The following is a 14162-nucleotide window of genomic DNA, read 5'->3' on the forward strand; positions in this document are numbered from 1 at the left end:
TCTTTGGGCTGCGCCCAATGCGCCGTTTATTTCGACATGAGTACCTTGCCAGTTGTGCTATCAATGTTGAAGAGCCAGAAGGCCGTCACGTCCTCCTCGAGGATCATTGCGACCATGCCGACGCCGGGTGCAAAAAAGTTGTAGCCCGTGTTCTGTGTGTGAGCCGGACCAACTTTGCCTTCGCACTTGACGCGGAACATTACCGCGGGGAAAGTGCCAGCGGGCACCGTCACCTGATAGGTACCGACGTACGTGTAGGTGCCGTTGATCGATCCCGAGTATCTCTGGTCGCTGGGGTCATCCAGATAGTTCACCGCGACCTGCTGGGTATAGGTTCTCGTTTCTCCCGGTTGCATGCCCTTGGGCACAAACGGATTGGCAGGAGTCGTGACGACTACCACGCCTTCGCCCGAGTCGGTGAGGGCGGCCATAATGATGTCGCCCTGGTCCGTCTCGCGCATGAAGCCCGCTAGCGTTGGAGTCATCTGAAACCGCCAGGCCTTCTTTCCGCCGGGGCGCCTGGCCTTCCAGAGCCCAAGCGTCTGAATGGTCCCGGCGTGGGGTCCCGCGACGACTTGGTACTGTTGTGACTTATCTTGAAGCGGGAAGTAAACGGACGGGTCGCTTATGGGGCTGCTCGGCAACGCAGCGCCGACGACTCCCGGCCCAAGTTGAGCCGTTATATTTTGCTGATCCTCAGGCGGCAAAGGCAGCACGACACCTTGGGCGCGCGCCGATCCCGAGGCGAGCAGGAGGAGACCGAGCGCTGCAGTCAAAAACGTTCGCATTTGGGTTCCTTCCTCAATTTAGATAACGACGGTGGCATTCAGCCTCAAAAGCGACGTTGGATCAAGCCATCGTCATCGCGCCCCTATCAGTTAGCCAAACCGCTCTGGACGAAGACGCTCCCTTTCGGTCCGATTCGGACGCATTCGGCCTGTCCGTTGTAGTCGGGGTTGCAAATCGCCTTGTCAGCGGCGGGACATTTGAACAAACCCGGTTCGATCTGCTCGCACTTGTTGATATCGAAGTGTAACTCGGTCTTCGCCAGCGCCGCTTGCTGTGTCGCGGATGGTTCGGACGAGGAGCATCCGGCCAATGCGAGCATACCTATCACTACCATTGTTGAAATCGCGCGCTTAGCAATCTTTTCTGCATTTGAGCTTGAAGTTGGATTCGCCATTGAACTGTCTCCCGCGTTTTCTCACGCCGATGTTGGACTGCTGGCGGCCCTGAGGGCCGCCAGTTGTGAAGGTCATGTGAGTTACTGGCCAGTACCTTTGCTCGCCGCCTCTGCCTCCGCCATCTTTTTCGCCATCTCAGCTTTCACCGCGTCAAGGTTGAAACTCGCGCCTCGCTGCATCGGCGGGTAATCGAGGAATGTCTTGAGTTCCTTGCCCATCAACTGCTGGACGAACACAAAGCGCCAGAACTCGTACTTGAACCAATCGAAGTACTGCTGCGCGCCGTCTTTGGTTCCATTGTTGGGCCAGCCAGTCCGCTCGAAGGGATCCAGGCGAAGGTTGGTGATATAAGGCACGTCCGGATGGGCCTTAACACCCAGCCAGCCATCGGGCTGGTCGATGAAACGAAACTTATAGTCGTCGATGCGTACCGCACCGACAGTGCTCTCGCCGAGGTAGAAGATTTCGTGACGCGTGGACGGCCCTTTGCCGGTGATGGCGGCCGTCTGGTCGTAGCCATCCAGATGGTTCTTGTAAGTCCGGTCGCCGATCGTCTTGCCCTTCAGCAATTCTTCTGTGACGTTCGGATTGCCGGCCACGGACACGAAGGTCGGAAGCCAGTCCAGGCCGGAGAAGATGCCGTTCTGCACGGAGTCCGGCGGCGTGTGTCCAGGCCAGCGAAGGAGGCATGGCACGCGGAAACCACCTTCGAGGACTGTTCCCTTGGACTGCGCGAACGGCGTCTGACCGCCGTCAGGCCAGGTGAAGACTTCGGTGCCGTTGTCGGTGGTGAAGACCACGATGGTGTTGTCGTCGACCCCCATGTCTTTGATTTTCTTCATCATCAGGCCGACGTCGTCATCGAGTTGGGCCATGCCGGCTTCCTCTTCCGACCAGCCATTCTCTGAGTTGCGCATCGCTTCATACTTCGGGGAGAGATGCGTGACGATGTGCATGCGCGTCGGGTTGAGCCAGACGAAGAACGGCTTGCCGTCCTTTTGGGCCTTGTCGATGAACTTGATGGCGAGGTCGCGAATCTCGTCGTCCACCGTTTCCATCCGTTTCGGATAGAGCGGGCCGGCATCCTCAATCTTCTGTTTGCCGATCTTGCCCCAGCGCGGCATTACTGTCGGATCGTCCGTGTCGGTCGCCCAGGAATGAACCATGTTGCGCGGGCCGACGACATTCAAAAGGTTCTGCGGATAGTCGGGGTGGGCCGGGTCTTCCATCGCATCGAGGTGATACAAATAGCCGAAGAATTCGTCGAAGCCGTGAACGGTGGGCAGGAACTCATTGAGATCGCCAAGGTGGTTCTTGCCGAACTGGCCCGTGGCATAGCCCATGGACTTAAGTATCGTGGCGATGGTCACCGCTTCCGCCGGTATGCCGATCTTGGCGCCGGCCTGGCCGACGGTGGTCATGCCGGTGCGGATCGGCAGCTCGCCGGTGATGAAGTTCGCGCGACCTGCCGTGCAGCTTGCCTCGGCGTAGTAGTCGGTGAACAACATGCCCTCTTTCGCGAGCTTGTCGAGGTTCGGGGTGCGGCCGGCCATCATGCCACGATGGTAGGCGCCGATGTTCCACATACCGATGTCGTCACCCATGATGACGAGGATGTTGGGTTTCTTGTCCTGAGACCAAGCGGTGCCTCGGGATAGCAGGCTCAAGAACACACCAACTAACAGCGCGAGCGCGACAGATTTATTTTTCCAACCAGGCATTGAGTACTCCTTCTTCTGATGCCGGCTTCTCGTTTCACTCTCAGCTAAACGAGGGTTCCTAGCTCTGCGCAGACTTTCCTTGCAGTTGCAAAATGCGATTAGGGATCTTCTGTGCCCAGTAGTCCATCGCGTTCTGCGCGTCGCCCCATTGGAACGAAGCTGCACCCTTCATCCCCATACCGCCGGCACGCTGATCGACTGCTTCGCCCAGCACCTGACCGGTGACCGAATCAGTCATCTTCATTTCGGCTTCGGCGGATCCCACAAACGCGTAGCTGTCGGTCGCAAGCGATTGCGCCATGTTGAGTACGCGGGCTTGTGGGACAACTACCGAGATGGTGCGGAGGCCAGGTACCGCGGTCGTCGCATCCATGAGGGCCACCCGCAAGGTCATAACGCCGGGTCCTGGCTGATCCACAAGTGTGAAGCTCTTGGACAGGTTCGTTTGCAGCGCATTGTAGAAGTATTCGGTCAGCACGGCTTGGTCCGCAGTCGATACTTTTGAATCGGCGGCCGCCCAGAACTCAACCGGCATCAACTGGATCTTGGTGTAGCTGCTCCATTGAGCGTTGGGATTTATCCATGCGAGCGCGGCGCCACCCTCTGGGCCCGGAGCCAACCTGGACGCATCGGGACCGAGAAATCCGGTGACTGCACTGGGCAGCGGGCCACCCGACTCGAGCGCCTTCGCGGCCGACGGCTGACTCTCGACCGTGGTCGAGCATCCCGAAGTCAGTAGCGCCGCCGCCAGACTCGCTGCGGCTATACAGGTTGCTATTTTGTTTCTCGGGGTTTTGGTAATCATTTTCTCCTCCGCATCTTGGCTCTTGCCAGTTTCAATAAGTTTCGTGAACCAAATCTTACGCGTTACTGTTGTTCACCTTCGCGTACATTCCAGCCGTTGGCCGCCAGTTGCTGACGTGCGAGCGGCGTCATCTTGCCAGTGATCCAAAGCACGCGATTCTGCTGAGCCATCAAGTTGGGATCGGTGGCAAACCCCGCAGTGCGCGGGGTCCATGACAGGTAGTCGACCGGGGCAGGCAGAATAGTCGCGCCGTTCTGATCATGTCCAATCAGCACACCGGGAGCCTGAATCCCGCTGATTGGAGCCTGCTGCTGACCCCATCGAACAAGCATGTGCAGCGAAGTAACCAGGAACCGCGCCTGGTACTCGGTCATCATGTTGCCGATGGCGGCTGCGGCCGCGCGACGCCCCGGAATGTTGCCGAGAGCCTCGAGGTCTTTGACCGCGGTAACTTGCAAACTCAACGGAATCGCGGTGTTGCTGCTAAAGGCCACGATCTCCTCCTGCGATAGACCGAAACTCTTCAGCTTCTTTTGAACTAGGATGATCAGGTCTGCTCTCGGTGTCTGATAGACGAGATCGTTGGTGACCGTGACGGCCGTGATGATCATCGAACCTGGGACTGCCATCATGGCCGCGGAGACCGTCATGCGGGCCGAGAACATGACCCAGGCAACGTGGTTCAGCTTCTTGGTGAGAATCGGATCTGAGCTGTAAGGATCGACGTGTAGCTCATGTGCGAGCTGCCGACGCACCTGGTCATAGCCCAACGCGGTGAGCGTAGCGTTGCCGGCCTGACCGGCGGCCTTGCCGCTGCCGAAGGAATTCGCGGTTGATGAAGCTATTTCTCCCGCGCCAAGACTTACGCGGCCAAACAAATCTCCGACTCCGCTGGGCAGCCCGGTGACGGTATCCATCGGATGCATGACCATATTTGCGGCGGCGTTTACAGGACGTATTGCGCTGGAGGCGAGCGCCTGAGCGAACACGCTGGTGTTACTCATGCCATCGAGTTGTTCGATCGCAGGAATCTCGGAGAGACGTATCTTCAGCATGTCGAGACTCTCGACGTAGTAAGAACCTGCGTCGTCATGAAAGACGCTCGGGTCGGCCACGATTGTGTATTGGCCCATCGCGCCGTTCGTGGGTGCCTGTGGTTGAACGGAAAATCCCGGCCCCGAGAGAGGAGTAGCGGGCATCAGGTCAGCCACATTGACGACAGGTGGCTCTTCGTACTGTCCTCCCGCCGCGCCGGGTTGGGGCGGCTGGACGCTCGCCATCGGCGGCGGCGGTGCCTGTACGGCCGGTGCCTGGGAGGGTTGGCTTGCCTCAGGCGGTGCGCTTTGAGAGCAGCCGGCCAGCAAAAATCCTCCGAGCAGCAGGCCCATTGCACATTTCATACTTCTCGAGTTTAGATTCATCTTCTCCCCGGACTGCTTCGCTTGGATGCCAGTAGATTAGTTGCGCCGTCTCGTCGGACCACGACGCGCTTTCGCTTTTCCGCGCTAGCGCAAGATTCGTCCATTTTTTCGGAGAGAGATATTGTACTTTGGTACAATGGCCGACCGGCCGCCCCGCGATGCACAATGTCCTTGCGCAAACGATGGAGATTGTGAGCGCCAGTATCCCGGGCAGCCGGTATCGTCAATTGGGGAAGAAATCGACGGCTACGATAATTGTGGTAGATGACGATGCGTCGATGCGTCGCGCGCTGCGGCGGCAGTTGCAGGTCTTGGGATTCGAAGTGTCGGACTTTCAGAGCGCCGAAGATTTCCTGAGCGGCGATCTTCCAGCCGGTGACCTGTGCCTGCTGTTGGACGTCTACATGCCGGGAATGACCGGGATTGAATTATGCCGGAAGTTGACTGCCGCAGGACGCCACGTGCCGACGATCCTGATAAGCGGCCGTGACGATGTGCAGACCAGGAAAATGATGCGCGATGCGCATCCGAGTGCCAGCCTGCTCAAGCCTTTCGATGAAAAAAGCCTGCTGCGGGCGATTAGAAAGGCGTTACCGAATCAGTTGGATTTGCCGCACTAAGCGCCATTCACAGCGTTATAACGGCAGCCAAATCCTCCGTGAAATCTCCGTGACCTCGTAGTTTGCCGGCGTGTATCGGTGCGCGACGCTCGCTTTAGTGCGAATCGCTGTTGTATCGTGCCCAACGAAAGGATCGCGTCCCGGCGCGATTGCATTTCGCGTACACCCGTCCCAGACGTCCAAACCCAGCACGCGGCTTTTACTTTTCACAGATGCAACGACGAGCGACCAGCGCCACTATCGAGCCGAAACGTGACAGAGCCCCGCGCGTCGGCCGCGATCGGCGTGAGGTCAAGCGCTTCGAGTCGCTGGTGGGAGAACTCTCGGCGGCTATGGCGCGGGTGCCGGCCGACGCAGTCGACACAGAGATTGAATCCTGGTTGGGCAAGATCTGCCAAGCTCTGGACCTCGACAGAAGCGCCATATATGAGCGCGACGCGCCCGACAAGCCTGTCCGTACGACGCACACTTGGCGTCGACCGAATATGCCGCCTTTCCCCCGGAACTATGTTCCGGAGAAGCTCTTGCGGGCGACCACCAAACTCGTCATGGCGGGCAAGCAGATTACTTTCTCACATCCAGGCGAAATTCCGGTTGAACTGGCGGATGCAAGGCGCTTCGTAGAGCGATGGGGTCCCAAAGCCTCTGCTGTGATTCCGATGTGGGCCGGCGGTCGAGTCATCGGAGCTGCGAGTTTCGGCAAGTTCCGCGCGGCTCGGCAATGGCCGCCCGAGCTGCTCGATCACCTGGGGCTGGCGGTGCGACTGTTTGGAAGCGCGATCGAGCGCAAGCAATCCGTGACGGCAATGCGGGCGGTCCGCGCTGAGCTCAGGCTCGCGTCGCGCCGGAACATGATGAGCGAGCTGGTCGCCTCGCTTTCGCATGAGATCAACCAGCCGCTCGGCGCTATACTGAGCAACCTCGGGGGGCTCGCGCGCTTGCTGACCCAGGGGAATCCGCAGCCCGCGATGGCTTTGGAGGCGGTAAACAGCGCGATTGAAGACACCAAGCGGACGGCTGAAATCGTCCGGCGGATCCGCTTCATGTTCAAGCGGCACGACGAGCACAAAACCGCCGTCGGCCTCGGTGCACTGGTCGCCGAAGTTGTGAAGCTGATTGCCGGCGAGGCGGCAGTCCGGAGGATCGCGGTGCAGATCGAGGTTTCACGCTCGGCGCAAAGAGTCAATGGCGACCCTGTCCAGCTGCAGCAGTGCGTGCTGAATCTGATGATGAATGCGTTCGACGCAATCACGGAGGCCACGTCAGATCGGCGCGAGGTAACAATCAAGGTAGCTCCGGAGAAGACCGGATGGGTGGGAGTAAGCGTGTGCGATAGCGGCGCGGGCATTGCCCCAGCGGTCGCGAACCGGCTTTTCGAGCCATTCGTAACGACCAAGAACGACGGAATGGGACTCGGCCTGCTCGTCACCCGCTCGATAGTAGAGAGTCACGGCGGCAGAATATGGGCAACGCCGAATCCCGATCGCGGCGCCACGTTCACTTTCACATTGCCGGTCGGCGAAAGGAAACGCCAAAGCAAATCGAGACGCAACGAGTGAATGAGTTGTCGATGGTCGGTGGCCCTCTTCCGGAACGAAGCGGCGAGGCGCGCGGCATTCAATTGGAGTGAATGCGGAGGATTGCGGACATTCGCACCAGGTCGGCGAGTGAGCCGGCGCCCATTTTGTTCATTACACTTGCGCGATGCGCCTTCACGGTCCGCTCGGTTGTCCCGAGTTTGGCGGCGACCTGCTTGTTGAGCAAACCGGTCGTTATCAGGGCGAAGACTTCGCGTTCGCGGGAAGTCAGCGAGCGCTGCACTTCTTCGAGTCCGATCCGTTGCGATTGTTCTGTGCGCCGCGTACGCGAGCGATGGGCGCCTATAGCTAGCGCGTTCAACAGAGCTTGATCGTCAACCGGCTTCTCCAGGAAATCCACGGCGCCTTTCCTCATCGCGTGCATCCCGAGTGACAGATCGCCGCGACCGGTGATGAAAACGATCGACGCGTACGGAACGGTGCGGTTGAGTTCCTCCTGAAGCTGAAGCCCATTCATCCTCGGCAGGTAGATGTCCGCCACGACACAATCGAACTCCTTCGCATCAGCGGCCTCGAGCAGTTCTTCCGCCGAAGAGTAAGCGACGACGTCGAAGCTGGCGGTGCGGAGCTGGAACGAGAGCGCCTGGCGCAGACTCTCGTCGTCCTCGATTATTGCAACTTTGATGAGTCCAGTGGCCGCATCGGTTTTGATGTCGCGGACGTCTTCCGCTCTGCCATTTTGAGGTCCAAACCGAGTCTTTGCGATAGACACCGTATTGTCCTCCCCGAGCATTTGGCGGCGATACGTGGGTTAATTGTACAAACCGTTGACGGACTAGAGCAATTCGACTTTGGTCTCATACGGCGAATCGATTCAAGAGCTGATCGTTGAGCAAGAAGAAAAGGACTCGCAACAAGCAGGCGAACACCGCGCCGGTAGGAGCGGCCGCGGCGCGAGTGCACCCGCCCACGGCGTTAGCAAAGTCGCCGCTCCGGCTTTTCACCTGGCTGATTCCAACAGTTGTGTTCGTTGTCGCTGTCGTCCTCCTAACGCGATGGATGCGTGAATCCACGCTTCCGGAACTGACAACACCGCGCACGCTCGATTTGAGATTTGTCGGAGCTGCGGAATGCGCGACTTGTCACGAGAATGAGAATGCTCGCTGGCGCGGCTCGCATCATCAACTGGCCATGCAACCGGCGACTAATTCCACGGTGCTGGGCGACTTCAATCACGCGAGCTTCGACAACAATGGCGTCACCTCGATCTTCTCGCGCAACGGCTCCAAATTCATGGTACGTACCGACGGCCCGGACGGCGCGCTTCACGATTACGAAATCGGCTACACGTTCGGCGTTCACCCGCTGCAGCAATATCTCATCGCGATGCCCGGCGGACGCTTGCAGGCGCTGGGGATCGCGTGGGACACCCGGCCGCACGAGCGCGGCGGTCAACGGTGGTTCTTTCTATATCCGGGACAAAACATCACAGTTCAGGATTCGCGGCACTGGACCGGCCTCGATCAGAACTGGAACTACATGTGTGCCGATTGCCATTCGACCAACCTGCGCAAGAATTACGACGCTCGCACGCGCACGTTTTCCACTGCATACTCGGAGATCGATGTGTCGTGCGAGGCCTGTCACGGTCCCGGCTCCGATCACGTGGCGTGGGCGAAGAAGCAGGGCGATTGGCGGAAACTCGATGCAACCGAAGGCCTGACGATCGCACTTGACGAGCGCAAAGGCGTGGCGTGGCCGATCGATCCCGCCACCGGCAATCCGCGTCGCAGCTCGCCGCGTAAATCAGAGCGGGAAATTGAAATGTGCGCGCGATGCCATGCGCGGCGCGGCGAGATCCACGAAGACTACGTGCACGGACAGCCGGTGGGCGATGATTACCGCGTCGCGTTGCTCGATGAGGACCACTATTTCCCGGATGGCCAGATAAAGGAGGAGGACTACGAGTACGGCTCCTTCGTCCAGAGTAGGATGTTCCACGCCGGCGTAACCTGCAGCGATTGCCACGAGCCGCATAGCTCCAGGCTTCGGGACGAGAGCAACGGTGTCTGTGCGCAGTGTCATTCGCTGGCTAAGTACGATTCGCCGGCGCATCATTTCCACAAGGTCGGATCAGCGGGCGCGCGATGCGTCGAATGCCACATGCCGACGCGCACATATATGGTCGTCGATGCGCGTCGGGATCACAGTATCCGCATTCCGCGTCCCGACCTGTCGGTGAAGCTCGGCACTCCCAACGCCTGCACCAATTGCCACACCGATAAATCCTCTCAGTGGGCATCGGAAGCGGTGAACAAGTGGTATGGGCATGCGCCCCGAGGGTTCCAGAGCTTTGCTGAAACATTGAACGCAGGGACGGCAGGAGCGCCCGGAGCGCAGCAATCGCTCGAGCGATTGGTCGCAGACACCGCGCAGCCGGCGATCGCTCGCGCCACCGCGCTATCTTTGCTCGCGAATTACGCTCCGCCGCCGACCGACGCGGCGGTCCGCGCCGGAGTCGGCGACGATTGGGCTCTTGTGCGACGTGCCTCCGCTCACGCACTGTCCAACACCGATCCGACAGCCAGCGCGAATGCATCGTCGCCTCTTCTCAGCGATCCTGTTCGTGCCGTGCGGATAGAAGCGGCGGAAGTGCTGGCAGGGTTGCCCGCGAACAACTTACCCGCGGATGTTGCCGCTGCTTTCAATCGTGCCACCGACGAATACATCAGCGCGCAACAATTGAACGCGGACCGTCCCGAGGCGCACATGAACCTGGGACTGCTGTATGCCCGCGAGAATCACCTGGACCAGGCCGAGGCGGAACTCAAGACCGCATTGTCGCTCGATCCGAGTTTCGCGCCGGGTGCAGTCAACCTTGCCGACCTCTATCGCGCGCAGAACCGGGACGACGAAGGTGAACGCGTGCTGACGGACGCAATGAGCCGTTCGCCAAATGACGCGTCGTTAGAGCATGCCTTGGGTCTGCTGATGGTGCGTCAGAAGCGCGGTACGCAAGCGCTGGATCTGCTGGGGGCAGCCGCACGCGGCGAACCGGGCAATGCGCGCTATGCTTACGTTTACGCGATCGCACTGAGCGATGCGGGAAAGACTCGCGCCGCAATCGAGACGCTGGAGAGTTCTATCAAGGTGCATCCTTATGATCGCGATTCACTTGCCGCGCTGGCGAACTTCCTGGAACTGTCCGGCGATCCCGCCGGGGCGCTCACCTATGCGAATCGTCTCGAGGAGCTAGAACCGGAAAATCCGCAAGTTCAACAGATGCTGAAGGAGCTACGCGAGCATCAGCACGGTTGACTGGTCGGTAGGCGGCGTTAGGTGATACAAGAGCGGTCGGCCGCTTGGTTCGAAGGGTGAGTGGATGCGCTGCTCGAGATGCAGGACGAATAATCCCTCGACAAATAACTTCTGTGCGAAGTGTGGGAATGCGCTCGCAAGGCATTGCGCGAAGTGTAGCGCGGAAAACCCGCCGACCTCTGACTTCTGCGGCAAGTGCGGGACTCCACTGACAAATGGTTCGGACACAGCAGCCACAACTTCGTCGTCTCCGGGCTTAGGCTCCGGCGTTCGAGTTGCGCCGGAGAGCAGCTCGCCGGAAGCGCTCGAGGGCGAGCGCAAGACGGTCACCGCGCTGTTCGCCGACATCAAGGGCTCGACAGAGTTAGAGCAAGACCTCGATCCTGAAGAAGCGCGCGCGATTGTCGATCCGGCGCTGAAGCTGATGATCGACGCGGTGCGCCGCTACGACGGTTACATCGTGCAGAGCACCGGCGACGGCATCTTCGCGCTGTTCGGCGCGCCCGTCGCGCATGAAGATCATCCGCAACGCGCGCTCTCCGCGGCGCTGCGGATGCAGGAGGAATTGCGGCGCTATGGCTCGAAGCTCCAGGCCGAAGGGCGCGCACCGATCGAGATTCGCGTCGGCGTAAACACCGGCGAAGTTGTGGTGCGCTCGATCGCAACCGGCGCGAGCCAGGTCGAGTACACTCCGATCGGACATACGACGAACCTCGCTTCGCGCCTGCAGAGCATCGCACGCACCGGGTCGATCGTCGCGAGCGAGGCAACCCGAAAATTCTGCGAAGGTTACTTTACGCTCAAGCCGCTCGGCCCGACGCGAGTGAAAGGCGTCAGCGAACCAGTCAACGTTTATGAGGTGACGGGACTGGGGCCGCTGCGCACGCGATTGCAGCGCTCGGCGGGACGCGGACTGTCGAAGTTCGTTGGGCGGCAAGCCGAGATGGACGCGCTCAAGCGCGCGGCCGAGCAGGCCAAGGCGGGGCGCGGGCAGATCGTCGCCGCGATGGCCGAGGCCGGAGTCGGCAAGTCGCGTCTGCTGTTCGAGTTCAAGGCAGTTTCGCAATCGGGCTGGATGGTGCTGGAAGCGTTCTCGGTTTCGCACGGCAAGGCGTCCGCATTCCTGCCGGTGATCGATTTGCTCTGGAGCTATTTCGAGATCAGCTCGGAGGACGACGAGCGCAAACGCCGCGAAAAGATCAACGGCAAGGTGCTCACGCTCGACCGCTCGCTGGAGGACGCGCTGCCGTACCTGCATGCTCTCCTCGGCCTCAGCGACGAGAACAGTCCGGTCGCAGAGATGGAGCCGCAGACCCGCAAGCGCCGCTCGCTCGACGCGATCAAGCGTATCCTGCTGCGCGAGAGCCTCAACCAGCCGCTGATCGTAATCTTCGAGGACTTGCACTGGGTCGATGACGAGTCGCAGGGATTTCTGAACCTGCTCGCCGACTCGATCGGCACCGCGCGCATCCTGATGCTGGTGAACTACCGCCCCGAGTACTCGCATCAGTGGAACAGCAAGACCTACTACACGCAATTGCGCCTCGATCCGCTCGGCAAGGAGAGCGCCGATGAGATGCTGAGTGCGCTGCTCGGCGACGGTGCGGAGGTTCGTCCGCTGAAGCGGTTGATCATAGAAAAAACCGAGGGCAACCCGTTCTTCATGGAAGAGACGGTGCAGGTGTTGCTCGACGAGGGCGCGCTGGTCCGCAACGGAACGGTAAAGCTCACCAAGCCGCTCAACGAACTGAAGATCCCGCCGACGGTGCAGGCGATCCTCGCGGCGCGCATCGACCGGCTCGCGCCCGATCACAAAGACCTGCTGCAGACGCTTGCGGTCATCGGCACCGAGTTCAAACTCGGGCTGGTGCGCAAGGTGGCGGCGAAGCCGGGGCCGGAGTTGGAGCCGATGCTGTCCGAACTTCAGCTCGGCGAGTTCATCTACGAGCAGCCCGCATCCGGCGATATCGAGTACATCTTCAAGCACGCGCTGACGCACGACGTCGCGTACAACTCGGTACTGAACGAACGCCGCCGAATGTTGCACGCGCGAATCGGCGCGGCACTGGAGTCAATGTACGCCGACAGCCTGGACGACCACGTCGCCGAGCTGGCGCATCACTATGCGCGCAGCGGTAATCCGGCCAAGGCGGTGGAATATTGCCTGCGCGCTGTCGAGCAGTGCACCGATCGTGGGTCCTATGCCGAAGCGGTCGCGCAGTTCGAAACCGGACTCGAGCTGCTGCAGAAGCTCCCTGACGACGACCGGCGCGCCGAGCTGGAGTTGGACCTCAGGAACGCAGCCTTCACTGCACTGATGACGATCAAGGGCTGGGGCTCGCTCGAAGCCGAGCAGTCGGCGGCACGCGCTGTGGAGCTTTGCCGGCGGCCCGGGATCGACTGGGAAAAGACCTGGGCTGCGCTCCGCGGAGTCTCATTTGTCCTTCGGTCCCGTCCCGACGTTTACAAGTCGCGCGATTTAAGCGCCGAGATGCTTGCACGAGCGGAGCGACACGGGAGCGCGGAACATATCGCGGAGGCTGTGTTTGGTTTGGCGCTGTCGAGGATGTACTCCGGCGCCCTCGAACTTGGCGCCGAAGACTTCGAGCGGGCATTGGCGCTGCGGGATTCTATAACGAAGCAGACAACTGGGGTTTTGCACCAGCGTGCCGGGCTAGTGCCGAAAGCCCAGCGGGTCCAACCGCTAGTAGATGAGGCGCTCGGCCGCATCGTATCGGGATGGAACCTCTGGTTCCTGGGTTATCCTGATCGCGCACTGGAGCGAGTAAGTCGCGCGACTGCGATCGCGAACGAGTCCGGATCAAAGTCTGTCCTGGAGGCGGTACACAACATCGCCAAATACACTTTTGGACTCCGTCGCGAGCTTGCGCTCATGAGAGAGAGGGCGGAAGCGGCACTGATGCTATCGACGGAGAGTGGCGGTGTAACTCGCCGCGCCTTGTGCGAGATGTTCCTCGGATGGGCTGATACGATGGCGGGCGATCTCGACGGCGGTATCGCGCGGATGCGACGGCATTTGTCGGAGCACAGGGCCGCCGGCTCCGAGCTTCTAAGTGACTATGTTCTGGCCTTGATTGCCGACGCGCTGGGCCGGATGGGCCGGTTCGATGAAGGTCTTCGCGCGCTCGACGAATCATTCTCGACCATCGAGCGAACAGGCCAGCGGTTCCACGAAGCCGAGGTGCATCGGTTGAAGGGTGAACTGCTGCTGGCCCAGGACACGTCGAATGCCGGGCAAGCCGAGCAATCCTTCCGCACCGCGATCGAGATTTCGCGCGAGCAGCACGCGAAATCGTGGGAATTGCGCGCGACGACAAGTCTCGCGCGGTTGCTCGACAAGCAGGGTCATCGCGAGGAACCCCGCGCGATGCTCGCGGGAATCTACAACTGGTTCACCGAGGGCTTCGACACCGCCGACCTGAAAGACGCCAAGGCGCTGCTCGAGGAACTCAGCGGATAGCAGAGTTCGCCAGCGCCGAGTTGGACTTGTTGGAAGCGAGGCAATTAGATCGAACTGGAAATCCAGGAGTCCGC

10 protein-coding genes are annotated in these 14162 nt (G+C 60.3%); 4 read left to right on the forward strand and 6 right to left on the reverse strand.

Annotated elements, in window-relative coordinates; translation table 11 throughout:
- Positions 1 to 26 precede the first annotated feature (26 nt).
- From VJX68_RS05455 to VJX68_RS05475, 5 genes are all read right to left on the reverse strand, one after another.
- On the reverse strand, positions 27 to 485 hold the full coding sequence (locus VJX68_RS05455) for a hypothetical protein (protein ID WP_324094648.1): 459 nt from the start codon (positions 483 to 485) through the stop codon (positions 27 to 29).
- A gap of 389 nt (positions 486 to 874) precedes the next feature.
- Positions 875 to 1123, reverse strand: coding sequence for a hypothetical protein (locus tag VJX68_RS05460; RefSeq protein WP_324094649.1), 249 nt, complete (start codon positions 1121 to 1123; stop codon positions 875 to 877).
- 141 nt (positions 1124 to 1264) lie between these two features.
- Positions 1265 to 2905, reverse strand: a complete 1641-nt coding sequence (locus tag VJX68_RS05465) for an arylsulfatase (RefSeq protein WP_324094650.1) — start codon at positions 2903 to 2905, stop codon at positions 1265 to 1267.
- A gap of 58 nt (positions 2906 to 2963) precedes the next feature.
- Positions 2964 to 3710, reverse strand: a complete 747-nt coding sequence (locus tag VJX68_RS05470) for a DUF3313 domain-containing protein (RefSeq protein WP_324094651.1) — start codon at positions 3708 to 3710, stop codon at positions 2964 to 2966.
- Between the two features lie 62 nt (positions 3711 to 3772).
- The gene (locus VJX68_RS05475) at positions 3773 to 5098 is read right to left on the reverse strand and encodes a hypothetical protein (protein ID WP_324094652.1); all 1326 of its coding nucleotides are present in this window, start codon (positions 5096 to 5098) and stop codon (positions 3773 to 3775) included.
- Positions 5099 to 5313: 215 nt separating this feature from the next.
- Between VJX68_RS05475 and VJX68_RS05480 the strand changes: the two genes are divergently transcribed.
- Entirely contained in the window at positions 5314 to 5751 is a 438-nt protein-coding gene (locus VJX68_RS05480) for a response regulator transcription factor (protein WP_324094675.1), read from the forward strand.
- A 212-nt stretch (positions 5752 to 5963) separates the two neighbouring features.
- Positions 5964 to 7310 (forward strand): ATP-binding protein, encoded by a 1347-nt coding sequence (locus VJX68_RS05485; RefSeq protein WP_324094653.1) that lies wholly within the window; start codon positions 5964 to 5966, stop codon positions 7308 to 7310.
- Between the two features lie 58 nt (positions 7311 to 7368).
- Here VJX68_RS05485 and VJX68_RS05490 read toward each other — a convergent pair whose 3' ends face one another.
- Complete coding sequence (locus VJX68_RS05490) at positions 7369 to 8061, reverse strand: response regulator transcription factor (protein WP_324094654.1); 693 nt, start codon at positions 8059 to 8061, stop codon at positions 7369 to 7371.
- 116 nt (positions 8062 to 8177) lie between these two features.
- Between VJX68_RS05490 and VJX68_RS05495 the strand changes: the two genes are divergently transcribed.
- Together VJX68_RS05495 and VJX68_RS05500 are read left to right on the forward strand one after the other, a co-directional pair.
- Positions 8178 to 10607 (forward strand): tetratricopeptide repeat protein, encoded by a 2430-nt coding sequence (locus VJX68_RS05495; protein ID WP_324094655.1) that lies wholly within the window; start codon positions 8178 to 8180, stop codon positions 10605 to 10607.
- Between the two features lie 64 nt (positions 10608 to 10671).
- Positions 10672 to 14088, forward strand: coding sequence for an adenylate/guanylate cyclase domain-containing protein (locus VJX68_RS05500; protein ID WP_324094656.1), 3417 nt, complete (start codon positions 10672 to 10674; stop codon positions 14086 to 14088).
- The last annotated feature ends 74 nt before the right edge of the window (positions 14089 to 14162 follow it).

The organism is Binatus sp. (SeqCode) (assembly GCF_035272065.1).
GTDB lineage: Bacteria > Desulfobacterota > Binatia > Binatales > Binataceae > Binatus.

Coding starts and splice junctions, on each gene's coding strand:
- VJX68_RS05455 (WP_324094648.1), bottom strand. CDS start 485: ATGACTCCAACGCTAGCGGGCTTCATGCGCGAGACGGACCAGGGCGAC.
- VJX68_RS05460 (WP_324094649.1), bottom strand. CDS start 1,123: ATGGTAGTGATAGGTATGCTCGCATTGGCCGGATGCTCCTCGTCCGAA.
- VJX68_RS05465 (WP_324094650.1), bottom strand. CDS start 2,905: ATGCCTGGTTGGAAAAATAAATCTGTCGCGCTCGCGCTGTTAGTTGGT.
- VJX68_RS05470 (WP_324094651.1), bottom strand. CDS start 3,710: ATGATTACCAAAACCCCGAGAAACAAAATAGCAACCTGTATAGCCGCA.
- VJX68_RS05475 (WP_324094652.1), bottom strand. CDS start 5,098: ATGGGCCTGCTGCTCGGAGGATTTTTGCTGGCCGGCTGCTCTCAAAGC.
- VJX68_RS05480 (WP_324094675.1), top strand. CDS start 5,314: ATGGAGATTGTGAGCGCCAGTATCCCGGGCAGCCGGTATCGTCAATTG.
- VJX68_RS05485 (WP_324094653.1), top strand. CDS start 5,964: ATGCAACGACGAGCGACCAGCGCCACTATCGAGCCGAAACGTGACAGA.
- VJX68_RS05500 (WP_324094656.1), top strand. CDS start 10,672: ATGCGCTGCTCGAGATGCAGGACGAATAATCCCTCGACAAATAACTTC.